At 33.6% G+C, this 25,032-nt stretch carries 27 protein-coding genes and 2 pseudogenes; all 29 read right to left on the bottom strand.

Annotation, left to right across the window (positions count from 1 at the left end; all coding sequences use genetic code 11):
• Positions 1-420: 420 nt before the first annotated feature.
• Positions 421-1,209 (bottom strand): aminoglycoside nucleotidyltransferase ANT(9), encoded by a 789-nt coding sequence (gene ant(9) / locus HV819_RS10775; RefSeq protein WP_027622104.1) that lies wholly within the window; start codon positions 1,207-1,209, stop codon positions 421-423.
• Positions 1,210-1,340: 131 nt separating this feature from the next.
• The gene (locus HV819_RS10780) at positions 1,341-1,868 is read right to left on the bottom strand and encodes a phosphoribosyltransferase family protein (RefSeq protein WP_002294507.1); all 528 of its coding nucleotides are present in this window, start codon (positions 1,866-1,868) and stop codon (positions 1,341-1,343) included.
• 43 nt (positions 1,869-1,911) lie between these two features.
• A pseudogene (locus HV819_RS10785) lies at positions 1,912-2,664 on the bottom strand (aminoglycoside 6-adenylyltransferase); the annotation flags it as partial.
• Between the two features lie 169 nt (positions 2,665-2,833).
• Positions 2,834-4,273, bottom strand: coding sequence for a bifunctional aminoglycoside N-acetyltransferase AAC(6')-Ie/aminoglycoside O-phosphotransferase APH(2'')-Ia (locus tag HV819_RS10790; protein WP_001028144.1), 1,440 nt, complete (start codon positions 4,271-4,273; stop codon positions 2,834-2,836).
• Positions 4,274-4,666 (bottom strand): GNAT family N-acetyltransferase, encoded by a 393-nt coding sequence (locus HV819_RS10795; protein WP_000393259.1) that lies wholly within the window; start codon positions 4,664-4,666, stop codon positions 4,274-4,276.
• An 18-nt stretch (positions 4,667-4,684) separates the two neighbouring features.
• Positions 4,685-4,795, bottom strand: a pseudogene (locus HV819_RS10800) (aminoglycoside 6-adenylyltransferase); the annotation flags it as partial.
• A gap of 32 nt (positions 4,796-4,827) precedes the next feature.
• Complete coding sequence (locus HV819_RS10805) at positions 4,828-5,562, bottom strand: class I SAM-dependent methyltransferase (protein WP_176270213.1); 735 nt, start codon at positions 5,560-5,562, stop codon at positions 4,828-4,830.
• Positions 5,543-6,412, bottom strand: a complete 870-nt coding sequence (locus tag HV819_RS10810; protein ID WP_176270214.1) for a nucleotidyltransferase domain-containing protein — start codon at positions 6,410-6,412, stop codon at positions 5,543-5,545. Before HV819_RS10810 ends, HV819_RS10805 begins: the two co-directional genes overlap by 20 nt.
• 703 nt (positions 6,413-7,115) lie before the next feature.
• Positions 7,116-8,687 carry a recombinase family protein gene (locus HV819_RS10815; protein WP_176270231.1) on the bottom strand — a complete coding sequence of 524 codons (1,572 nt, stop codon included), beginning with the start codon at positions 8,685-8,687 and terminating at the stop codon, positions 7,116-7,118.
• Positions 8,680-9,096 carry a recombinase family protein gene (locus tag HV819_RS10820; RefSeq protein WP_176270215.1) on the bottom strand — a complete coding sequence of 139 codons (417 nt, stop codon included), beginning with the start codon at positions 9,094-9,096 and terminating at the stop codon, positions 8,680-8,682. Before HV819_RS10820 ends, HV819_RS10815 begins: the two co-directional genes overlap by 8 nt.
• Positions 9,089-10,651: a recombinase family protein gene (locus tag HV819_RS10825; protein WP_176270216.1), complete on the bottom strand. Its 1,563-nt coding sequence runs from the start codon at positions 10,649-10,651 to the stop codon at positions 9,089-9,091. The genes HV819_RS10820 and HV819_RS10825 overlap by 8 nt, the downstream gene beginning before the upstream one ends.
• 59 nt (positions 10,652-10,710) lie before the next feature.
• Complete coding sequence (locus tag HV819_RS10830) at positions 10,711-10,920, bottom strand: SHOCT domain-containing protein (RefSeq protein WP_176270217.1); 210 nt, start codon at positions 10,918-10,920, stop codon at positions 10,711-10,713.
• A gap of 208 nt (positions 10,921-11,128) precedes the next feature.
• Complete coding sequence (locus HV819_RS10835; protein WP_176270218.1) at positions 11,129-11,938, bottom strand: N-acetylmuramoyl-L-alanine amidase; 810 nt, start codon at positions 11,936-11,938, stop codon at positions 11,129-11,131.
• Positions 11,939-12,340, bottom strand: coding sequence for a phage holin family protein (locus tag HV819_RS10840; RefSeq protein ID WP_156329538.1), 402 nt, complete (start codon positions 12,338-12,340; stop codon positions 11,939-11,941).
• A gap of 1 nt (position 12,341) precedes the next feature.
• Positions 12,342-13,730 (bottom strand): hypothetical protein, encoded by a 1,389-nt coding sequence (locus HV819_RS10845; protein WP_176270219.1) that lies wholly within the window; start codon positions 13,728-13,730, stop codon positions 12,342-12,344.
• On the bottom strand, positions 13,717-15,588 hold the full coding sequence (locus HV819_RS10850; protein ID WP_176270220.1) for a hypothetical protein: 1,872 nt from the start codon (positions 15,586-15,588) through the stop codon (positions 13,717-13,719). Before HV819_RS10850 ends, HV819_RS10845 begins: the two co-directional genes overlap by 14 nt.
• On the bottom strand, positions 15,588-15,950 hold the full coding sequence (locus HV819_RS10855) for a hypothetical protein (RefSeq protein ID WP_176270221.1): 363 nt from the start codon (positions 15,948-15,950) through the stop codon (positions 15,588-15,590). The genes HV819_RS10850 and HV819_RS10855 overlap by 1 nt, the downstream gene beginning before the upstream one ends.
• Positions 15,950-19,015: a phage tail tape measure protein gene (locus HV819_RS10860; RefSeq protein WP_176270222.1), complete on the bottom strand. Its 3,066-nt coding sequence runs from the start codon at positions 19,013-19,015 to the stop codon at positions 15,950-15,952. Before HV819_RS10860 ends, HV819_RS10855 begins: the two co-directional genes overlap by 1 nt.
• An 85-nt stretch (positions 19,016-19,100) precedes the next feature.
• Positions 19,101-19,892 (bottom strand): CPBP family intramembrane glutamic endopeptidase, encoded by a 792-nt coding sequence (locus HV819_RS10865; RefSeq protein WP_176270223.1) that lies wholly within the window; start codon positions 19,890-19,892, stop codon positions 19,101-19,103.
• Positions 19,893-19,946: 54 nt separating this feature from the next.
• Complete coding sequence (locus HV819_RS10870; RefSeq protein WP_004816339.1) at positions 19,947-20,111, bottom strand: hypothetical protein; 165 nt, start codon at positions 20,109-20,111, stop codon at positions 19,947-19,949.
• A gap of 17 nt (positions 20,112-20,128) precedes the next feature.
• Positions 20,129-20,485, bottom strand: coding sequence for a hypothetical protein (locus tag HV819_RS10875; protein ID WP_176270224.1), 357 nt, complete (start codon positions 20,483-20,485; stop codon positions 20,129-20,131).
• A 2-nt stretch (positions 20,486-20,487) separates the two neighbouring features.
• Positions 20,488-21,084, bottom strand: a complete 597-nt coding sequence (locus HV819_RS10880) for a major tail protein (RefSeq protein WP_094206263.1) — start codon at positions 21,082-21,084, stop codon at positions 20,488-20,490.
• Between the two features lie 161 nt (positions 21,085-21,245).
• A complete protein-coding gene (locus HV819_RS10885) occupies positions 21,246-21,572 on the bottom strand; it encodes a hypothetical protein (RefSeq protein ID WP_176270225.1) in 327 nt (108 codons plus the stop codon).
• Positions 21,565-21,945, bottom strand: a complete 381-nt coding sequence (locus HV819_RS10890) for an HK97 gp10 family phage protein (RefSeq protein ID WP_176270226.1) — start codon at positions 21,943-21,945, stop codon at positions 21,565-21,567. Before HV819_RS10890 ends, HV819_RS10885 begins: the two co-directional genes overlap by 8 nt.
• Complete coding sequence (locus HV819_RS10895) at positions 21,942-22,274, bottom strand: phage head closure protein (RefSeq protein ID WP_176270227.1); 333 nt, start codon at positions 22,272-22,274, stop codon at positions 21,942-21,944. The genes HV819_RS10890 and HV819_RS10895 overlap by 4 nt, the downstream gene beginning before the upstream one ends.
• Entirely contained in the window at positions 22,274-22,546 is a 273-nt protein-coding gene (locus tag HV819_RS10900; RefSeq protein WP_008901308.1) for a head-tail connector protein, read from the bottom strand. Before HV819_RS10900 ends, HV819_RS10895 begins: the two co-directional genes overlap by 1 nt.
• A 10-nt stretch (positions 22,547-22,556) precedes the next feature.
• Positions 22,557-23,747: a phage major capsid protein gene (locus HV819_RS10905; RefSeq protein WP_176270228.1), complete on the bottom strand. Its 1,191-nt coding sequence runs from the start codon at positions 23,745-23,747 to the stop codon at positions 22,557-22,559.
• A gap of 4 nt (positions 23,748-23,751) precedes the next feature.
• Positions 23,752-24,438, bottom strand: coding sequence for a head maturation protease, ClpP-related (locus tag HV819_RS10910; protein ID WP_176270229.1), 687 nt, complete (start codon positions 24,436-24,438; stop codon positions 23,752-23,754).
• On the bottom strand, positions 24,425-25,032 hold a 608-nt coding region (locus HV819_RS10915; protein ID WP_176270230.1), incomplete at its 5' end, for a phage portal protein. The genes HV819_RS10915 and HV819_RS10910, both read right to left, overlap by 14 nt.

Genomic DNA, 25,032 nt, shown 5'->3' on the forward strand with positions numbered 1-25,032 from the left:
TTCAAATTTGTCTTATCCGTCACCTCATCCATACCGTTTACACGACCTACCAAATATCCAAAGTGATGACACGACCCTTTCAGAATATTCATGGTGTCACTACAAGCAAGTATTCGGGAGATATTTTTGAACGCTAATTTCAATAAAATTATTATCTCATTACCCAACCTAAAAATCATAAACCTATTGATTTCAAGCCCTTCAAAGACTCCTTACTCATTTTCTCTTGTCATCAATGCTAGAGCCTCGACGTGGCTCGAGTTGATGGCATTGATGTCATATTACTTTGCCCGTCTGTGGAAACATATCAGCAGCATTTTTGGAACTATCGGTAGACGGGAACATATCCAGCGGTTTTTGACCATTTTAAGAAATTTCGGTATGAGAGAACCTATCAATGGAATTCTCAACACCAGCCTTTTAGAGATTAAGGGAAGACTCTATAGACTTCTTCATATTATTAACGAGTTCAGTCACCTCAGAATCCATTCCTTTCCACTTATCAATATACCCTCCTAGATAAGCCTTTCTTGCTTTGTCAAGTAAAATGGCATGCTCATAAGGTAATTGAGGTATTGCCCATTCAGCTGCCAGATCTTTTGATCTGATTTCACCAGTAGATGCTGTCACCCACATTCTGGCTAAAGTTAAAATCACATTGCGTTCGTCACCTTTAATGCTAGTTATCAACCCGGGCAACGATTCTTTAATTGCTTTTCGAATATCTGTCATTGGCACAGGCTCAATTACTTCTGTTGCCTTTGGTCCCAAAAGGTTAATACTATTTTTTCTTAGTTGTGCTAAAAGTATTGCTAAATCCGGATCATAAGTCGACTCAGGAATTTCTCCCTTTTCAAACTGCTCTCTTAGCCACTCGCCATACATAAATTCATATTTGGGGGGGAAATGCCAAGGGACAATATCCTTTTGATTTATGACCGTAACTTCAAGAGGCCTCATATCTTTTATGTTTCCTATTTTCCCAGATATAAGCATTAACCTATTTGTAAGATTCCTTCGAGTTTTTTCAGATAAACTTTGATTTGTTATTACCAAAATATCTACATCGCTATTCATACGTAAACCACCCATTACTGCCGAACCATACAAATACACCCCAATTAACATATTATCAAGTAGTTCCGCTATAGTTTTTAATGCTTGAATTGCTTCTTTCGGAATTTTTTTGTTACTTAAATCTATACTCAACTTCGATCTCCTTTCGTCTGAAAACTGTTTTTTAACGCCTCTTAAAATTTATAAAAAAAGAGTAAACATCTTTCGTTGTATTGTAAATTAACGCCATCCAAAATTTTGATTCAAGATTTTCTTTCGGTTTATTATATGTTTGAGCCAATATAAGCTACAAAACTGCTGTCTATCCATTTTTGAGTAACCTCATTTATATCAATCCCAATAGTAGCCAACCCAATAATGCTGCAATCCAATTTCTCTAACAAAGCTATTAAAGCCTTCATTTGAGAACCTGTCTCTATCCAATCATCTACAATCAAAACTCTTTTGTTCCTCACAATAGAACTCTTAGATATTTCAAAGCTTTTATCTTGACCTGAATAGTCGGTAAAATGTGTCGAAATAATCTCTTCTTTTGCGTATGGCAGCTTATCACCTTTTCTTACTCCAATAAACCCCACTCCAAGTTCTTTGGCTATGGCAGTGCCTAGTATCCATCCAATTGCTTCTGGGGCAGCCACATAATCTACTTTATTTTGAAAATCCAATGATAGTACTTTTACAATTTTATCAAAAACGGTTTTATGTGTAAAAATAGTTAGTAAATCATATTTTCCAATTGAGTTACGAGGTAATATACCTCTAATTTCATTTATAACATCAGTACTTTCCATACATTTACACCCCTTGCTTATGGTTAATAATCTTTGCTAATCTTTAAAAATAGTCATTTTCAACATATTTTTTATACATGTCCTCGGTATATCTTGTTATGTTCTTACCATACTCTGGATAATCAAACCCCAGTAGTTCTGCTACCTCTTTGGACACTTCCCTGAACAATTGGTGGCATATAAATAATGACTTCCAAATATTTTCATAGGAATCCATGCGATATGTAGATAATAATCTATTCCATAGATCTTCATCAATGTATTTGTTAATATACTTATAATTTTTCCCAACACTTAATGAAAATTCTGTCTTTATCCCAACCTTCCACGACATCATCCTAAGTAGTTCAAACCGTAGAATCTGGTTCAGATGATCGATTGCAAACAGTATCTCTTTGCGGCACAATCCTTTAATAACATAAGGTGTTACATTCCAAAATTCATTGCAGCAATCATCATACTCCCTTGCGCTTGGCTTTCTTACATGATAATCTATATCAGTCGGAACTATGTCCCTTTTAATTCTACAATCTTTATCAATTAGAACCTTTATTAATTTATCGCCCTTTAGGTAATTATCTAACTCTTCCAAGGGCAATAAGGTAAGATCAATTTTATTGTAATCATCAAATAGCATAAGATAGGAAAATCCCTTTTCTTCAGGTGGGAATAATTCCATATCCTCCGGCTTTTGCATCATTATTATATTCCCAAATTGATTAAGCCAGTCATCATTAGATATAAACGGTTCTATATCACTTACAAAATATGTAATATCATAATCCTGAAATTCATCTTATAGAACATATATCTTCTAATACATTATCTGTATTTTGATATTTAATAATCATTGAATTATTATTTGTTTTTTCTAAATCCATCTTTCCACTTCCTTTATTATTTTTCATTTTTTTAAACTATTTAATACTAATGTCTTTTATAATAGCTTTTCATATATTATATAATCAATCTTTATAAGTCCTTTTATAAATTTCTTTTCTACCATTTTCGATAAATTCCTGTTTAATATTTTTAATTCCATAAACAATAGTTTCAATAGGATAATATTCTTCAACTATATCTTGATATTCTTTTGCTTTCTCAATATCTATATTTCCATACATTCTTAATATATCTTCTCCAAAATTTGTTCCTATTTCTTCTTCACTATCTTCAAGTAAGTATATAAAATCACAATATTCATCTATAATTCCAGAATCTCCAAAATCAATTATTCCAGTTAATCTATTATTGCCATCTAACAATAGATGATTACAACTAAAATCATTATGGCATAAACACTTTTTACCCTCAAAAACTGTTGTTGCATTTAGTCTTTCCATAAAACTTTCTATATAATCTTTTTCTATATCAGTTAAATCATTATAAATAGTTTCACGCAACAATATATACTCTTCTAATACATTTTGTTTATTATCAATAGTACATTCACTAATATCTGTATAATCTAAACCGTGCATTTGTCTTAAAAAACTGGCAATATCTCGTTTTAACAAATTTTGTTCTTCTTCTGACATAGTAGAATAAATTTCTGGTGTTAAAAAAGTTCCTTTAATTTCTTTATAACCTAGTATAGATAATTCATCACTAATATACGAATATTCAATATTAGGAATTTTTACATTAGTTTCTAAATTTGTATTTAAAAAATTATATATTGCTTTTTCTTTTGCATAACCTTTTTTCTTATTAGTACTAAATTTTGTTTTAAAAATGTATTCATTATTAACTAAATATGCCACACTATCATAACCACTACCGATTATTTCAATACTATCTACTTTGAAATTATCAAAGTAATGCTCAATTAAATATTTCATTGCCTTAACATTTGTGGCATTATCATCATATCTATATTCCATTAAATAACAATCTTCTTTTTTGCCCTCGTGTAATTCATGTTCTGGCAAATCTTCAATAATTCTAAAACCAGATTTTTGGTATGCCCTTATTGCTCTTGGATTATTTTTATGAGGGTCTAAAATAACTGCATTAGCATTTCTTTCTTTTTTCAAAAATTCAAAAATCAATTTAATATATCTTGTACCAATTCCTTTACTCCAATAATTTGGCTCTCCTATAAATTGATCCATACCATAGACTATCTCATCAGTTTTTGGATAATGATAATCAGTATATAACTCATCATACATTTTATATATTTGTCCATATCCAATAGGAACATTGTTATATTCAATAATTACTCTAAAAACTTCATCTTCCCAAGGCTCTGTATAATGTTTTTTTAATGATTCTAATGTATATTTTTTATCTCTACCACCATAAAATTCTAATACTCTTTCATCAGTTAACCATTTTAACATCAAAGGAAAATCATCATCTATTAAAGTTCTTATACATATTTCATTTTCAACTATATTCATTTATTTATCACCTTTTTCATAATCATATACATATACTATTTCATCTTTATAATCATTTTTACCACCTAATTTTTCATATACATGGCAAGCTCTAGGATTACCTTTATCAGTTATTAAAAACATTTCAGAACAACCAATCTCTTTAGAATATTCCTTAATAAAAGATAATAATTTTGAACCATAACCTTTGTCTTGATAGTTAGGTAACATTCCTATTGAGTGTAAATAAAACATTGTTTTTCCATCAGGTCTTAAAAGTGTATAGCAATATGCAAATCCTATAATTTTATTATTTTCTTTAGCTATAAACCCAAATGAACTGGTATCATTAAGAAATCCTTTTAAATTATCAATATCAAAAACCATATTATCATCAATTAAAACTTCTTCCATAAACTCTAAATCATTTTTTTTAGGTATATTAATATTTGCGCGTGACCCCTCAAGGGTCACAATTCGAATACGTTCATCCTGTTCTGCTAAAGAAAGTACTAAATCCATCATTTCTTTTTCTGATCTCATTTACATACTCCTCGTTTATTTTTTCTATATTATTACATCTTCTTTTTTGCCGATACAATCAGCATCATTGGGCGTCGCATTTCATCCGCCATCCCCGGAATATCCATCATGTTCTCTGGCGGCTGTGGCTCCACAATCTGATTTATTATAAAACTATTTGAAAGCAGTGTATTTAGATATGTGGTCAGTGTTCTATGATATTTTGTAACCTTTTCTTCCAAAAACATAGCTGTCCGTTTGCCCTCATAATAATAATTGTCCACCGGGAAATGCAGTATTTCTCCTTTTTCGTTATAATACCAGTCTTGTGTTCCATGAGCAGTAAAAACAGGATGTTCAACTGTAAAAACTAAATTGCCACCAGCCTTCAGCATCCTATATATCTTTTTTACTAAATTCTCATAGTCTGCTACATAATGAAACGCAAGCGAACTTAGTATTACATCAAAGCTCTCCTCTGGGAAATCCACATCTTCTATGGCACAGCATTCATATTCAATCTGTGGAAAATGGGTTTTTCCTTTTGCTACTTCGAGCATTTTATGAGAAATATCAACACCTACTACAGAGGAAGCACCGTTTTCCATCGCATATATACAGTGCCATCCATAGCCGCATCCTAAATCAAGCACACGCTTACCCTTAAAATCAGGTAGCATCTTTTTCAAAGTCTCCCATTCTCCCGCACCAGCCAGTCCTTTCTGCGAGCGACTCATTTGACTGTATTTTTGAAAAAATATATTATCATCATATTTGTTTTCTTTCATCTGAACTCTCCTCGTTTAAAAAGTTATTTATCTCCGATACAATTTCATTCACTTCATTATAAAGCTTCTCGGTCATGTCGTAGCATTCAAAAAGTGAGATACCGAGTACTTCAAAAATATGATTTACCTTCTCGGTATATTTTTCAGGTTTATGTTCAAAAGTTTCAAGCAGTTTTATAGCTTTCTTTTCGTTGATACAATAAGCATTATTACATGCAAATAGTACTTGATTTAAGCATGAAATAATACGAAAAACATGACCCGCAATATAATATTTATCGTCTGTTCCCGAATTTGCTTTTACAAACATTAAAGAGAACCCTGCTTCAAACATAAAAAAGTTAACTAAACTTTTCTGCAAAGCATTGGGATAAGTTTCTGCCTGTTTTTTTAATTCGCATAAGCTTTCATTCTTAGTATATAGTATCTTGCTGATCGCCAATTCTCCACGATACATAGCACTTATATATCCATGGGGATGCCCCGTCTGATAATTAGTAGTAACAATTCCTTGCTCCGTATCTTTGATTATTTGTTCCACCCGTTTTATATCACGTAAAATCAAGTCAACATGATACCCATTTATAACTAACCATCCGCCGCCATTAATCCAATCACCCCACGCTCCGGGAGGTACAACAAGGTTATTTCTATTCTCATCATCCAACTCTGTAGCAATTTGATTAATCGCTTTAATGTCAAATGATTCTGATTTGTAATAGATTCCGATATCTATATCAGAATCCTCTGTATGTGTGCCTCTTGCACGGGAACCCCCTAATACGATGCCTTCTATATAAGGCAAAGAGGATAATTTTTCTGTCACTGATTGAATAATATTATCTATCATACTGAATCTCTCCTTTCAATATCAAAAGCTATATCTCATGTTGAGAAACACTTTTTTTGCCATATGTTCCTTATGCTTTACGTATATTTATATGGAAAGGAAAGGGGGCCTTCGGAATTCATCTTGAAGGCCTTATTTTCCCTGATTAGTGATCTAAACTACTTAGTGCTTAGATAAAATCCATAATCTTTTTCACTGCCCTACTTACCATCTGTCAAATAAGAAAAGTAAAATAATTATAAGACCATGAATATACAACAAAACAATCATAATATTTCTTTTATAACGTAATGATACAGATTAATGTATTAATTTAAAAGAGCAGCCGTTAAATTGAAGTCAATATCTGTTCTATCCACTCCCTAATTGATTATTGCTACTGTTTACTCAATCTGGTTGTTTTTCTGACACTCTCGATCTGTTCTCACAAACAAAGAAACACACATTTCTCCGAGTTGATAAAATAGATGTTTCTTCTTAAAACATTGCTATATCATTATTTTCTTGACATCAAACATACCGTCTCAGCAGGCGATTTCTGCCAATCGAAGCTCCCTATTCGGTCGCTTCTCTTGGGAAATCTTTGCATGAGACCTGCCTCTACTTTTCAGCGTCGCTTCGCTCCTTGACAAGTAGGGCTAGGGCTTCAACATGGTTCGCATTGTTAAGAGGCGTGTCGGGTGCTGTTAGTTATATTGTATATTTACTTTTTATCCTTGTCAATTTCAACCTCAATTCCAGACTTGAATATTACTTTAAGCATTTCATCATAAACAACTATCTTACCCACTAGTTTCCTTACCAATTTTTCATCATAGCTGTCTACTTCTAATTCTTGATTGTCTAAAAACTCTTCTAATTCCATTAGTCTAATTTGTTCATTCTTCTCTTCTGCCATATTTAGTAGTATCTTTTCTTTTTCATTTCTTAATTCTTCTACCCTGTCTGCAAGGTCTGTGTAGTCTTTTTTGGCATTAGCTACTTTTAAAAGTTCTTCTTGCACTTTCAACATTTCTTTGTCTATTTCATCTATCTGGCTACTTCCATCACCTGTGATGGATTTTTCTATATTTTCTTTAATTATTTCCTTTAATTTACTGCTTTCAGATATAAGCTGATTGATGGCTTCCACAACTGCTTCTTGTAGGTCTTCTTCTTTTATGGTTCTTGCTTCACATGCTTCTGGTCCATGGGTTACTCTTGTACAACATCTCCAAACAGTATATTTCTTTCCTCTATTATTCCATGCTATTCTCCTGTAAATATCTCCGCATTTAGAGCAGTAGACAATACTTGAAAGGGCGTATTTGCTTGAATAAATTCTTCTTTTTCCTTTTCCGCTCACCATATTGGCTCGTCTATCCATTTCTTCTCCAACTCGCATGAAGATTTCTTTAGGTATGATGGCTTCATGGCTATTTTCTACATAATATTGAGGTGCTATTCCATCATTCTTTACCCTTTTCTTATTTAGAAAATCTACAGTATAAGTCTTTTGTAAGAGTGCATCCCCCATGTATTTCTCATTAGTTAATATTTGATTGAGGTTTGATACATGCCACTTCTTATTTCCCGCCCCATTTACTATCTTGTCTTTTTCAAGTCCTACCTTTATATCTCGTAGGCTTGCTCCTTCTAGGTATTCTCTGTAGATTCTTTTTACTATTTTTGCCTCTTCAGGAACTACGACAAGTTTTCCTTCTTCGTCTTTTGTATAGCCTAAAAACCTATTATGGTTTACCTGGACTTGACCTTGTTGAAACCTATATTGAAAGCCTAACTTCACATTTTGGGATAAAGACTGACTTTCCTGTTGTGCAAGGGATGCCATAATGGTAAGGAGGACTTCCCCCTTGGCATCCATTGTATTAATGTTTTCTTTTTCAAAGTAAACAGGGATGTTATTTTCTTTTAGTTTACGAATATACTTTAAGCAGTCTAGTGTATTTCTAGCAAACCTCGATATGGACTTTGTAATGATATAGTCGATATTTCCTTCCATGGCTTCTTCAATCATTTTATTAAAGCCAGCTCTTTTCTTGGTATATGTTCCACTGATTCCTTCATCAGAAAAAACTCCCGCAAATTCCCAATCTGGATTTCTCCTAATATAATTTGTGTAGTGGTCTATTTGAGTGTCATAAGAAGTTGCCTGTTCATCACTATCCGTTGATACTCTTGCATAGGCAGCTACTCTTAGTTTCTTCTTTTCTGATTCCTTGATGGAATTTCCTTTTTTCTTCTTCGCTGGTATGACTATAACCTTGCTATTCATCATCTATCACCTCGATTAAATTGTACTTGTGGCTTGCTCGTTCAAAGGGATCTATGGGCAAAGTCTCTTCCTTCTTATATCTAAACTTGCAGGGAACTTTAATAATCTCTTCTTTCTTTTCCCAAACTCGTCCCATAGCCACTGCCCTTTTCTTTAACATTTGACCTGCCTTTTCAAAGCTTTCTCCATCTATTATCTTGGGATAGATTTCATTTCCTAAATACTTTTTATTGGTTAAGATTCTTTTTACACTTGAGCTGTTTTTCTTTAAGCCTGCAAGGTCTGCCGACTTTATAAGAGCATTGCCAGCAAGATAATTTTTAAAGATTTTTCTTATATTCTCAGCTTCTGTTTCTTGAACTTCTAATCTTCCGTCTCTTATGGTATAGCCATAACATAACCTAGACATTATTTTTCACTTCCTCTCTAAGTACAAGTCCACACTTTAAATAAAAATCAAGGGTTTCTCTATCAACAACTTGAATGTGGTTTATAATTTCTTCAAACAAGTCATCTTCAAAGTGATCTATCATTTCACTTTTTCCTAAGATTCCTATTAGTTTTTCAAGTTCTCTTATTTCTTCATCATTTCCAAGAATGGCTTTTTTACTTTTTTCCTTTTCTTTGAGTAGATAACTTTCTTCACTTGAAATTTCACTGCTTTCTTTTGCGTAAATACTTGCATCTAAAACTCCTGAAGTTATTAGTTTGCTTAGAACCTCTTTTCTTTCCTTTAGTTTTTCTAGGCTTTCTTCTATTTTATTTATCTTCACAACCTCATCCTTGCTATCCACTCTCTTTAATGTTTCTAAGAGTGGCATTAGGATGCTATCTTTCCCAAAGACTAACTTGTTTACTAAAGTCATAAAAGCTAGTTTTATGTTCTTGTCTTTAATAAACTTCATAGAACACTTATTGATATCTCTTAAGTGTTCACTGCAAGTCCAAGCTATATATTTATCTTTGCCATTATAGTGATGTCTTCTTTTAAAGCTTGAACCACACTCGCCACACTTTATTTTCCCTGATAAGCTATATCTATTTTGGTATCTTTTAGTGTTTTCTCCATTTCCTTTTGCTATAGCCCTTATCTTTATTAGGTCTTGTACTTTTTCAAAGTCCTCTTTACTTACTATGGCTTCATGGTTGTCTATAATCTTATACTGGTCTTCTTCTCCATTATTTTTATGTCTATTATAATTTTCATCTGTATAAGTTTTTTGGTAGATGACATCGCCTATATATTTTTCATTTTTTAAGATTCCGTTTATAGTTGACCCATGCCAGCTTGCTCCTTTTTGTCCTTTAATCTTTCTTTTATTTAAGTCATCTGCTATTTTGTGCGTTCCCTTACCTGAGAGATACTCTTCAAATATTTCTTTTATTATTTTTCCTTCTTCTTCGTTCACTACCATCTTTCCGTCTATATTCTCATAGCCATAGGGTGGGCTTGATATAATAAACGTTCCATTTTGAAATCTTTTCTTTATGGACCACTTGTTATTTTCTGATATAGACCTGGACTCACTTTCTGCAAGGGATGAAAGTATGGATAACATCAACTCGCTTTCCATGGTTCTTGTATCAATATTTTCTTTTTCAAAATAGATACCAATGTTTAAATCAAGGAGTCTTCTTACGATTTCCAAACAATCTGTCGTGTTTCTTGCAAGCCTTGAGATGGATTTAGTTAGGATAAAATCTATTTTCCCGTCTTCACAGTCTTTTAACATTTTTAGAAGTCCATCCCTGCATTCTTTCTTTGTTCCAGTGATGCCTTCATCAAAGTATAAACCTGCAAATGTATATGATTCGTTCTCAGATATTATCTTTTCGTAGTGTGCCTTTTGCGTTTTAAGACTTACAAGCTGAGCATCTTCATCTGTCGATACTCTTGCATAGGCAGCAACTCTTAATATAGATTCTTCTTTTTGATTCGCTTCTATTTTTGTTATCTTTTTCATCCATTCAACCTCCTTTCTGCTAGTGCTATATTCCCGTACAAATGTGTATATATCAAGTCTTATAGCAATAATTCTGAAAGAATAGGTTTGAATTTTTTTATGTTTTCTCTCCTGATTTTCCTATATTCTTCAAGGCTAATTTCATCTAACAGAAATAGGTCTTGGATAAATTTATCCGATAGATAGAAATTAAGCTCTGCTTTTAAATCTCTTTCAGTGTATTCAGTCTTTACAACTTCTTTTTCACCTTCAAACTTTTCTACTCTCATACTCCACCTCCTATATCACAGGCAAAGAAATAAGGTCTATTTTTAACCCTAATTTTCTTTCCTCTATATTCCTTAGGACAAAGGGAGTGTTTTTGAGTAATATTAAGGTCTTAATATATGCCATAAGAAATACTGAAATAGGATGGTAAAATAAAAAAAGGCTTAATGGATTTCTAATTTAAAAATCCATTAAGCCTTAATCGTTTTATTAAATTAGCTGATTTACTCTCTTCTGAACCGCTTTATAATCATATCCAGCTTGAGTTAACCTTCTTTTTCTTTCTTCTCCATTCCCCCATTTTCCACTTATAACCTCTCTTGCTAATTGGTCGATTGTCTTTCCAATTGGATAAACTATCTTGCCATTAACATCGAATACTTTTAAACCAAATCTATCGGCACATCTTTTAGCATTATCTAAATTCTTAAATGCACCTTTCTGACTTTTAGAATCAGGCCAAGATTTTCTAACTCTATATAGTCCATTTGTTGGTTTACTAACAGTATTATTGCCTCTAAGCCTTTTATTGACTTCATTTGCTATATATGGAAACTTGCTACCAAGATATGGTCCTGGACAATTCGTATTAGAATACCACTCATGCTTTTGAAGTACACCATCCTTACCTCCAGTGTAGGTGCAAGGATAGATTCCATTTCTCCTACAGATGTCTGTAACTAAATCAATTAGTCTATTTAAAACATAATCAGAAACCAACCACTGAGGTCCTCTCGTAGAGTTTCCTACTTCAATAGTTACTGCTCTATTGTCACACCAGGAAGATGAGGTTGTCCAGGCTCTGTTAGATTCATCTACTCCTAAAACAATGACTCCATCAGATCCTAAATTGTAGTTAGCTGATGCACGTCTTGACCTTGGCACAAATACTCCAGCAAGATTTCTACCATTTATAACTCCAGCTGCATGGTGAATTGCTATTTTAGTTATCTTCTGATCTCTTCTTCCACTATGGTTAGGTGAGAGAATTCTTGCTTGTACTAATGGACTATTACTCATTTATTTTTCCTCCTTGAATTGTTCTAATACTTTTTTTAATTTTTCTGGTACTGGCAAACCTAAAGCTACAGAGTTTTCAAGTATAGAAAGCCCTTCATTTGCTATATAAAAAAAGATGATGGCTGTTCTTATCATTGTTCCATCACCTTTGATTAAATTTACATCGCATAAGTTCGCTATTCCTACAACTATAAAAATCATAATCTTTTTAGCTATCCCTTTAAATCCTATGGATGAGGATAGCTTTCTTTCTACTCCTGCTCTTAAAACGCCTGTTAAATAGTCAGCTATTACAAAAGCAAGTAGTGTGTAAATAAAAGCATCTACACTTCCAAGATAAAACCCCAACCATCCTCCGATAGCCGTAAAACATACTTTTAGTATTTCTAAAAACTTATTCATTTTATTCCTCCTCTGTTAATGTGTAAGTTATTTTCATTGTCTTATCTGCCGTTTTTAATATTGGACTTGATAGGTTATTAATTGTTCCAAGGTATGGGGTATGAAGATAAAGACATTTATATAGAGTTCCAGAATTTGATCCGTATCCAATCCTAAAAGGACCAATTTCAATTGTTGGAGTTCTTATATATCTAAATGATGCTCCTGAATAATCTTTTCCATAATTCTTAATGATTCTACCATCTTTGGTAATAGTAAAATCATATCCTAATATATGGTCTCCCCACTGATACATGTAAGAGTAAGTGCTCGATCCTTCCGTAAAATCAGATTTAAATCCTAATTCCATAAATGAAATATCTACTGGATTATTGATGTTGATTTTATAAATTCTATTTCTGTCTCTATTTATTGCATAAAGGTATCCATCCTTTATCACGCTTCCTATGGATCTGTATACACTACTCGAATCTTCACTTGGGTACGATCCTAAGTCATACAATCTAATATCGTTTAAATCCCACTGGTCTACTTGTGTAGAATAATCGTCTTTTTTTATTTTCACTCTTCTAATTAATCCACTATTGTAGTTGGATTTAGTTAGAAATCCATACCAATATCCGTCTTTACCATCATAAAATCCACCATCATACCAATAGTAAAAATCACCATAATATTCTGTTAGGTCGATTGTGATTTTCTCCATTTCCTGAAATCTAGGACCTAGAACTGAATCCGTTAATCCGATACTTGAGTAGGCTTCTTTAAATTTAACAATATCAAGTGTCTTATTTTCTCTTGGCCATAAGGATATAAAAGTATTATCTTTAGGATTTCCTTCAACCATCCCTATATATGCTCTTTGTATATCTTTACTGACATCATAGTATGTCCTGTTTAGTAGTAAGCATGCATTCCTATTAAAATTATTTCCATAATAAAATCTTCCTGCTTTGTAATGTGTCAAAGCTAGTGAAGATATTCTTCCATTAGCTTGTGATGTAGAAAAATCCCAAACAAACTTATATCCATTTTCTAATGGTATAGATTCTGTTAAATTCGCAGAACCCCTTAAAGGATTATCTGTAGAATTCACATTGTTAGATGCATAACCAATGATTGGATTATCTGATGGTGGAATTATTTTATCTCGATCTTCTTCTAATCTATTTTCATATAGCAATATTCCTCCATAAAGTTTGTTTGCAATTGGAAATATTTCGTCTTTGTATTCTACTTCTCCACTTTGATGAATTGGATACATAAGACCTGACGGGTTTAGTCTTAATATATCTGGGACTGCATTAGTTATTAAGTTTTCATCTTCATATATCTCCTTCGTATTTGTCCTCACATCAGTTAGTTCGATGGCTGATTTACCCTTGAGCATTTCCTTCCTCCTTATCTTTAAATTCTGTAGTAATTTCTTCCTTATATTTTCCAAGCATCAATCCTTGATATTTAAATCTTCCTACCTTTTCATTAAATACTAGTGGTCTTGGGACTTGGCTTTCTACTTTGTATTCAGCCTTCAATTTTCTAAGCAGGAATGAATGACTAAGTTCTATTATCTTCCAAGATTCATCAATCTTAAGCTTTCCATCCCAAGCCTCTGTAGAACCTAGAGATTGACCAGAGATAGCTGCGATAGCATTATCTTTTCCAATCATTGCTTGACCAGACTCAAGTCGTATTAAAACTGAAAAATTGTTCATTGTCTTTTCCTGAAGTTTAGTTAGTGGATAAAAAAGATTTAGAATATGGTCACCACTTAAGTAGGTTTCTTTTGGAATGTGATGTTCTATTTTCGTATCATTGAAAACATAAGTAATAACTATCCTTGTTGGTATTTCTATATTTTCAATAAAGTCTAATTCTTCTACTTCCTCTTTTTCTTCAAACTTTGGAGGATCATAGGATTTCCCTTCTTCATTTAAAACCTCTACTTGTTTCTTAACCTTTCTTGATATCTTTCTATTTTTTTCTTCAGTGTCACAAATTATATTCAACAAAATAGAGGCATTAAAAATTGCCTCCGTTTCTTTATTAGAGGCAAATTCTATACGAATTATTGGTGTATCTGTGGTAGAAAGATTAAAGGCAGAGTAATTAGAATAGGCATGAACTACTAACTTTTCAGATTCAATCTGATTTAAAAGTCCGACTATATTTTTATCATTCTTACTTTTAGCCTTTGATAGGTATGGATTCTTTCCAACTCCTAAAATTCTGTGCTTACCATTTATCTTGTATTCAATGTCAGTAATAAGACCTTCAATCTTTTCTTCTTCGTAAGAAATAGCTATTCTATCTCCTACATCAAGGCTTGGATCTCCTATAGTTACCATATCAAAAGGTGTATGATGAATCTTACAAATTTCAGTAAGAATAACCTCACACATTCTTTTTCTTTTTTCTGGAAGTCCTAACTGCATCAGTGGATTTATCCCAAGATTCATAGTTAGCCCATCATCATTTTCTAAAGAATAATATTCAGCTATTTTAGTCTTTGCATTTGTTGAGTTAATAGCCGTATATCTTGTTTTAAAATCTGATACAGATGAAGAAAATCTTTCTCTCGTTTTAATTTCAGTGGATATACTTTCTGCATACTTTTTTAAAACCAATTTACCATCACGAGAGATCTGTGCAAAAGTACCAAGAGTTGATGCTATATAGTGAATAAAGTCTCTATAGGTTTCTATATCATGGTCTTGGTAAATAGCCAGAACTTCCTCTCCATTTACAAAAGCTTTTACCTCATCTTCTGTCATACCTAGTTCTACCTTGCACTTCTCACATGAGAGACTTAGTAATTCAAAGGCTGTACCAAAGGTATCTGTTACTGGGAAATTCTTATCAAATCTAAGCATATAGTCATAGCCTTTTAGTTCTAAAATCTTCTTAGACCTATTTGCCTCAGTAACATCAAATATTCCCATTGGTATGGTTTCTATATTTTTATTTTCTAATTCTTGATGGTAAAAAATTTCTAGCTTTGAATCCTCTAAAGAATACCTATCTATATTTGAAAAAAGACTAATTCCAAATTCTCCGGCATAAACTGTCCCTATTTCAAGTTCAGAAGATCCAGAGCATGAACGATGGATGTATCCAGACCCTTTTAAAATATCCTTATTTGTAAAGGGAATAGTGGTCTCATCTTTTAAGATGATATTTCCCGTCCAGTAAAATTTACGAGAGTTCTTTTTTATAACTGTTTTATATTCATTACTTGTTGGATACATTAGTACTCCTCCAAAGAAAAAGATACTTCCCACAATCCTTTATAAGAAGTATCTTTTATTAATTTGACTTGAAATTTATCTATATACATTTGTGTCTCTTTTAATTCTAATGTTTCTGTATCTAAGTATTTAACTTGAAGATTAGACTTATTAGCAAAACTACTCAATGTCTTTACAAGTTTAGGACTGCAAGAAAAACTTACAGAAATACTTGCTACTTTGTTTCTAACAATATCTCTCTGAATAGTTCCTGCTTCTGTCTCTCCTCCAGTATCTGCTTCTATATCTCTAAACTCCAAATCATAAGAATTTGGTAGTGGTAGGTCTACTCCTTCAATAATTAAATATGATTGATATTTCATTACCTACCTCCACTTCTTAAATTCTTACGCATAGATGCATTGACAATTACTTCATCAAGTAGTGTGCCTCCAAGATAAACCGGGATAACTATGTCTCCAGAATTTTCTGATTTTAAATTGATATTTGCAAGTGCATCAGATATTTGCCTTCCCATATCAATTCCATTTATAGCAGATTCTTTATCGTATCCACCCATACCAACAGCTGATATATTTGGACTTAAAACCATATCACTTGCAACATTTTTCATTGAAGATTGTACTAGTCTCCTGCTCTTTTCTATCCCCTTAGATAAGCCTTCCATAAAGTCTGGCATCCATGATTCGTAGTCGGTAAGTGGGCCAACATCTGGTACTGAAAAGTGCAGGTAGGATCTAATGGTTGATGCCACATTAGATACAGCAGATGTCACATTGCTAATCGCATTTCTAATCCCTCTTGCAATTCCATTAATCATATCTGCTCCCCATGTATAAGCTTGAGATGCCAAATTCTTAATGTGATTAACCGCATTATTAAATCCATTTCTAATAGTAGACTGAATATTTGACATGGTCGATGAAATACTTGATCTCATAGAATTAAAGGCAGATGATACTGCTGACTTTGCAGTATTCACTGCAGAGGAGATAGTTGACTTTATAGAATTCCAAGCAGATGAAACAAAGGACTTTATGTTATTCATTGTTGATTGGATAAAGGTCTTTATCCCATTCCAGATTGATTCAAGGACCGTCTTAATAGAAGTCAAGATAGTCTCAATAGTCGTTTTTATATTGGTCCAGGATGTAGAAATAAATTCTCCAATGGCAGTGATGACTGTTGTTAAGAACTCTTTTAGTCCATTCCAAATAGTCTCTACTTTTACTTTAATTGCATCAAGAACTGTTGAAATTAAAGTCTTAATACCTTCCCAAGTAGTTTTTATAAACTCTCCAACTGCTGTAAATACTTCTGTAGTTATAGTTGAAATAGCTGTCCATATATTTGTAAAAGTTGTTTGAATTCCCGTCCAGAGGCTTGTAAAGAATTCTCCTAAACTTTGCCATAGACTCTTGGCTCCCTCAATAAAGGTATTCCAAGATTCAGCTAGAAAAGTTGTTATAGATGTCCAGATGCTGTTCCATCCTTCAGAAAGTCCATTCCATAGATTGGCGAAGAAGTCCTTGATGCCTTTCCAAGTAGTCTTAACCCCTTCAATAAATCCAGCCCAAAATTCCGATAGAAAACTTGTAATAACAGTCCAGGTACTTGTCCAAGATTCTGATATCCCTTGCCATAGGTTTACGAAGAATTCTTTTATTCCATTCCAAATAGCAACAGTTGATTCTTTGATGGTTTCCCAAATAGAGATGACACCTTCTCTAAACCAGTCGCACTTCTTCCATAAAAGAACAAGACCCGCTATTACTGCACCAATAGCAATAGGAACAATCCCAATGGCTGATACTACTGCAGTGATTGCTGGTATAAGTGTACCTGTAAAGATTCCAACTATCTTAGTTATTCCTCCTACTATTAGAGGTCCTTTGGTCATAATAGTTCCTATTGACCAGATAAGTTTTCCTACAATCATAAGTACAGGTCCAAGAGCAGCTATAAAAAGACCGATACCTGCAATAATACCTTTTACTGGTCCTGGAAGGGCATTAAGTCCATTTACCAGTTTGGTTAATATATCTACTGCTTTTCTAACAGCAGGCATTAAAAGTTCTCCAAAGGATATAGCTAATTCTTCTAAGGCAGATTGTAAAATCTTTAATTGACCAGCTAGGTTATCCTGCATAGTAGCAGCCATTTTTTCTGCTGTTCCATCTGCGTTATATATGGCATCACTTAAACTGTTATAGTCTTTTTCACTGGCATTTATAATTGCCAACATTCCAGACATAGCGTTTTTACCAAATATCATGGATGCTGCTTGTGCTTTTTGAGTTCCATCTAAATTAGCAAAGGCTGCTCTAAATGTGCTTAGAGTCTCATCAAGTGAAAGGCCCTGTACATCTTCAATAGATAAGCCCAACATGGACATTCCGTTCATAACTTCTTTAGTTGGTGATGCGAGTCTTGTTAGCCCAGACCTTAAAGCTGTCCCTGCTTGTGAACCTTTTATTCCTGCGTTAGCCATTAAACCTATAGCTACTGCTGTATCTTCAACTGAATAGCCAAGTGTCCCAGCAATAGGTGCAGCATATTTGAAGGTTTCACCCATTAGTGAAACATTAGTATTGGCATTAGATGATGCAGCTGCAAGAACATCAGCAAAGTGAGAAGAGTCTTCAGCTTTTAAACCAAAGGCTGTAAGGGCATCTGTTACGATATCTGAAGTGGTAGCTAGATCCTCACCACTAGCTGCAGCAAGGTTCATGACTCCTTCTATCCCACTAATCATATCTTTACTTTTCCAACCAGCCATAGCCATGTAGTTCATAGCCTCTGCCGCTTCAGATGCTGAGAACTTGGTCTTGGCTCCCATTTCACGAGCCTTTTCCCTTAGAGCATCAAAGTCGGATCCTGTTGCACCAGATACTGCTTTTACCTTTGCCATACCAGAATCAAAATCTGATGCAGTCTTTACAGCTGCTGCTCCAAGACCCGCTACAGCAAGAGATACTGGCATCATTTTTCTTCCTACGTTTTCTATATTTTGCCCTGTGTTTTGCCATTTTTCTCCAGTAATAGCTATGTTTTGAAGAGTCTGATTTGTGGTTGCCCCTTGCCTTTCTAGAGATTTAAGGGCTTGTTCTGTTTCAATAATTTCACGTTTAAGGGCATCATATTGCTCTTGGGAAATCTTACCTTCTGCAAGAGCCTGTTCAGCTTGTTTTTGTGCCTCTTTCAAAGAAGTTAATTTGTTCTTTGTTTCTTCTAAGGTCTGTCCTAATAGCTTATGCTTTTGGGAGATAAGTTCTGTATTTCCAGGATCAAGTTTAAGAAGTTTATTGACATCACGCAGTTCCGATTGAGTATGTTTAATCTCCGTATTAACTTGTTTTAATGCAGTTTGAAGTTTGGTAGTATCCCCACCAATCTCAACAGTTATCCCTTTTATTCTATTTGCCAATATCTCACCTCCTTAATTTTAGGCATCAAAAAAGCACCTACAAATTAGTAAGTGCTGTAAATATATTTTTTAGTTAAAATGAAGTTCACGCTTTCTTGGTGTTATTTTTATACCTTTTATAAAAAATTAACATTAGAATAATGTTTGTTATTAGAACGATAACACTCCCTTCTATCATACAATCTCCTCCAGATAAAATCTGATTTTTTGAAGGTGTCATTGTAATCAAGCTTGGATAATCGTCAGCTAATCTAACCCCTCCCAAAATAAGTCCACCTATTATATTCCATATAGCATGGCTCATAGTAGGAGCTAAAATAGTACCTTCAGCTTCATATAAGAATGTAGTGAATAAACACATTGTTACAACATTCAACACAGGAATTATTCCTGCTTCAATAGTACCTCCATGCAACAATGAAAATATGACTGTGGTTACAACAATTGCAACTGGCAAATTATACTCTTTTTTTATAAGTTGATAAATGTAACCTCTAACAAGAAGTTCTTGCATAATAACATTTATAAAGGCTGATATTATCCAAATCCATAACATAGGAACATTATTTATTTCAGTTATTTTCAAATAATTAGTTAGTATAAGCAAGCCAGCAGAGAAGCCAAGCCATAAAATACCGACAAATATCCCCATGAGTAAACCTCTTAGCGAATTATCATTAATTGGAATTCTTAACTTTTGTTTCTCAATTCTAATAAAAAGCCAAGTTAATATAATTATAACTACTAAAGGAATTAACTCAGCGATAAATCTCCAAATAACAGGATTTTCGACAGGAATATCTATCACAGTAGACAAGACTGCCCATACAATAAAAAATATTATTACTTTTGAAATTGTTAATATAGCTTTTTTCATTAGCACACTCCGTAAATTCTAATCTTAATACTATACAATTATACCATAAGTAGATTAAAACTTATCAAAGTCTTCTTGCGTAGCTACTTCCTTATATTTATAGTCATCATTATTCTTTTCTGTGAACATATCATTTACAAGTCCAATTGTTAGTAGGGATAAATCAGAAACAGAAAGACCAAGTTCCACTGCCCTTAGTAAAAACAAGGGTGTAGTCATTGGTCTTTCTGTTGGTCTTACTTTTTTTTAGGAACTTCTTCCGATTTTATGTTAAGCCCCCATAATTCAATTAGCTGAGGTAGAATTTGGTAAATTGAAAAGGTTGAGAAATTATCTAACCATTCTTCTGGACTATCAGGCACAGATTTATCTCCATGCTTTGCCATTACATAGGCTATATTTTCAAATAGTTCTAATGAGCCTATATCAAGATTAGATTTATCTTCATCATTTTTCTTCATGGATTTTTCAACTTCCATTAAGTCTTTGAAGATATCTCTTCCAAATTTAAGTCTATAGATTCTTGGAATAGCTGCTGATGCACGAAAAATAACATCTTGCCCGTCAATTTGAATTTTCTTTGTTAGTCCCATATTTATTTACCTCCAACACTTGCTCTTGAAGGTGTTACTGTAGTTTCCGTTGGCATATAGACTGACTTGTACCAACCATCATAAGTTTCCTTTGTAGTCTCTTCGCCTGTTCTAGCCTTTACATTTCCATTTGGAAGTGGTCTTGCTTGGATAGATAAGGTTTCTGGTTGAACTTCTCTTGATTCTTCATTAGTTTCTCCTTCGAGAGTAGGTCTTGCTGCTGAACAGTTATACATGACGTGACGAATTTTCTTTTGGTCTCCATCAAACTCAAATAACAGTGCAAAGTTTGCAGTTTCAGAATTTGAAGACTCAATAAGAACTTTATTTGAATCTGATCTTTCCATCAAAACATCCGTCCTAAAGGATTCTGGAATAAGGGCGATTTCTAAATCTCCATCATATCCCATATTGTTTGAAATAGTGTAGTATTCAATTCCATCTGCATAAAAGCTTTCAGGCTCTCCATTAGGATCCAATGAAATCGAAACAGCACCAGGCATTGGCACTGGTGTCTTATATTTAATAACGCCCTCTTCGGTCTTATCAAAAAGAGCGTAATGTACATTACAAATATTAAACTTTACCTTATTTGCCATAATTGTTACCTCCCATAAATTGTAGTGAGTCAGCTCCATCACAATTCTCTTCGCTCCTTATCAGTCGCAGAGAATTGGATTGCGTGACATCTGACCTACCTTCCACTCGCAATGCTCGTGGGGTTAGGTCATTAACATTACAAATATTAAATTTAACTTTATTAGCCATTTTTTACCTCCATAGTAAATTCATAGAGAACTTCATAAAGTCTTTCTGATTCAATCCAAACTTCAGATTTTTCATAATAGATTTTTTCTCTATCAAGTATCTCTTCTATTTTTTCTTCTAATTTTAAATCTTTCTTATCAGTGTAAAGTTCTAAGTCTATCTGGGTGTTTTTATAAAAAACTACTCCATCTGCACCAAAGTGTTTATTCTTTGGAAATAGATAGACCATAAATGGTGGATCTGGACTTTCTCCTTCAGCAAAGTGAGAGTATGCAAATGGAAGTCCCATATCTTCAATTATTTTTAATAACCTAACCATCGTTTAGTTTCCTCATAATATTTTCTTCCAATTCTCTTACTCCTTTCTCTTCAGCTGGTCCAATGTGTGGCTTAGCAGATACTCTTCCACCCTGCCTAAGAACATGACCTTTTTCAAGTAGATGAGCCAGTTGATATCTATTTCTTGAGTGAACTACGAGTTCTATTGAGTTTGATGTTTCTTTCATAGTTTTTACAGACCAGGACTTAGAATATTTCTTTGTTTCTCCTGCAGGTGCATTTTCTTGTATGTCTTTTCTAATATTGCTACCAGCCTTTTTAACTTCCTTTTTGACTTCATCTGTTGCCATGTCAGAATATTCTTCTAAGCCCTTCATTATTTCATTGGCGAGGTTTTCAATTTTTACATTCATCTACTCACCTTCCTACACCTAAACTTTATAAGTCTATTTTTATAGTTCATAAAGTCAATTGAGATGATGTTGTACTTTTCATCATCAAATAGAATTCTGTAATCTGAAGTATTAATGTTCTTCAGACTATTTTGAAATCTTACAGTAAAAGAAATATCTGACCTGTCTACTTCCATCCCTAGAAAAACTTCTTCGCCTTTACCTTGAAAGGAAATATAGGCTGATGTTGTTATATAGTCCATCCATACTGATTTATGGTTACCAATTCCATCCACCTCAACATTTTTATTTTGAAAGGTTATTTTTCTATTTAAATCCGATATCTTCATTAGAACTCAGCCTTTCTCATTCCAAATAATAAAGCCCTTAGAGTTAAGTTTAGTTCAGAATAGTCTGCCTCTTCTCTGTGTTCATAAAGATAAGCGGTCATATAGAGGACGGCTATCTTTCCATTTGGATTTTTAGAAAGTTCTTCTTCACTATTAACCCTGGCTACATCCATAGAGTGTTTGATTGATGATTGGATGAGAGATTCAATCATCTCATCCTCATCATCAAAATCCACCCTTAAATAGGACTTTGCCTCCTCAAGAGTAATCATAATTTACTCCTTAGGCAGTAGCACCAATTTTTAAAAGTTTAACTGCTTCTCTTAAAACAAGGATTCCATCAACTCTTTCTTTTCCTAAGAAACCAACCATGCCATTACCAGCAAATAGTTCCTTTAAGTCTTGGAAAGACCTATTTCCTCTATCTCCAATCTTATAATATGAAAAATCTCCAAAGGCTACTGCAAGTTTTCCTTTATCAGCTTTTGGAGCAAAGGCAGATGTGTAGGCAGGATATCCTAAAAGTCTATCTGGTTCTCCATCCTTAAGTGATGGTTGCCAAATATATGCACCATTAACATCTTTAAGCTTTCTAATCTGAGCAACTGTTGCATCATTTAAAATGAATGCCGCTTTCTTCCTATATGGTCTATCTAAGGAATAAACCAGATCAATTAATTCATCTGCAGTAATTGTTTGAGCCTTTGTTGTTAGGCCAAGTTCTCCACCCTTTTTAGAGTCAAAGATTCCTGTAGGTTTATTTACTCCATCGCCATTTAAGAAAGCATCCTCTTCAGCATTTGCTAGCGCTCTAGTAAATTCTTCAGTGATGTATTTTTCTAAATTAAAGGCTGCATCATATAGAAGTTCTTCAGTAACTTTAATTCCAACATGGAGTTTATGCGCATCAAGAGATACTTGGTCGAATGTACCATCTCCAAAGGTAAGCTGACCGCCTTCTTCAACCCATAGGGCTGCTGGCTTAGTAGCTGCAATATTAATTTTATGAAGTCCAGAAGTTTGAACTTTTGTAGCTAATTTTCTTACAATATTTTCATCTTCAAGACCGTTTACAATATCTACTTCCATTTCTTCTGGAACTAAATATCCACCACTTTCATCTGTTCCTACTTTTAATTCATTAGAAATATCTCTAAAGTTAGTTCTTAATGCTTTCATCATAGACTTCTTATAGACATTTCTTGCCCTCATTGGTTTTTCTTCTTCATTAAAAGTAGCAGGTTCATTTGTTAATGCTTGGGTAGTAGGTTTTTCTAAAGTTTTATCCATTTCTTCTTCCCTCTTCTTTCTTTCAATTTCACGAGTGTAATTCTCGATACTTCTTTCCATCTCTTCATATGTTTTAAAATCTTCATCAGACATTAGACCATTTTCGTCTTTCTTAGATTCAGCAAATGATTTTGCCTCATCCCAAGCTTTAGTTCTCTTTTCCATTAGTTCTTTTAAGTTCATACCTTTACCTCCAAGTGTTTTTAATTTTGTTTAATCTGCCTTCGACCTCACTCATTGAGTGAGTTTTCACTTCTTTATTTATCTTTGTTAATAGCGAGTTTGTAACTGCTCGCCTTGAAAAGACCATGTTCGTAACTTTTTCATCTTTTCTTCTATCAGTGAGAGTTCCATCACAAAAGCCCATCTCAATAGCCTTGTTCTTATCAAACCAAGTCTCTCCATCCATTAGATTGGAAATCTCTTCTCTGGATAAATCTGTCTTAATCTCATAGGCATTGATGATTGATTCCTTTACTTCCTTTAACATGTCTATAGCTTTTTGCATTTCTTTTGAATCTCCAATTGCCACAGTTAAAGGGTTATGAATCATCATTAGTGAGGTAGGACTCATCAATACTTCAGTTCCTGCCATAGCAATGACCGATGCTGCTGATGCTGCAAGCCCATCAATCTTAATGGTCACATTTCCCTTGTGTTCTAAAAGCATGGTGTAAATTCGTGATGCAGCTATACAATCTCCACCAGGGGAGTTGATCCACACAGTTATGTCTCCACTTTTATTTTTTAATTCTTCAAAAAAGAGCCTTGGAGTGATTTCATCATCAAACCAAGACTCTTCAGCGATTACTCCATCTATATAGAGTTCATTTGAATCCTTTTTCCAATTCCAAAATATTTTATTGTTCTTCATTAGGATTTATTTCTTCTCCTTTCCGCTGATAAAAACTACCTGCCTTGTCAAGTGGTAGCATATTTCCATTTACAAGGTATAGGTCACCACCTTCTTCAGCTGATATCCTATCTAAATTTTCTAATTCTCTTATGTCATTTGCACTCATCCAACCATTCTGTCTTCCTACAGCATATCCATTCATTCTTGATTCATAGTCTCCTCTTAGAAGTCCATCAAGATTAAATTTAATAAAGTAGGATTCTTTTTCTTTCTTTGTTAATAGTGCTCTTTCTAAGGATTGCTCCCAACGAACAATCCAAGGATCAAGGGTGTATTTAACAAACTCAAGTGACTGTTGTTCTATATTTGAAAATGATGATCTTTCCAAGTCACCAATCATATGAGGTGGTATTCTAAATATTCTTGCTATCTCATTTAACTGAAACTTTCTAGTTTCCAAAAACTGGGCCTCACTTGGTGCTATGGCTATGGGTTGGTATTTCATCCCTTCTTCAAGTACAGCCACTTTATTGGCATTTTTAGGCCCCTGAAAGGCTGCGTTCCATGACTCCCTTACTCTTTCTGGGTCTTTGATAATACCTGGATGTTCTA

The organism is Anaerococcus faecalis, from assembly GCF_013371425.1.
In the GTDB taxonomy this organism is placed as follows: Bacteria; Bacillota; Clostridia; order Tissierellales; family Peptoniphilaceae; genus Anaerococcus; species Anaerococcus porci.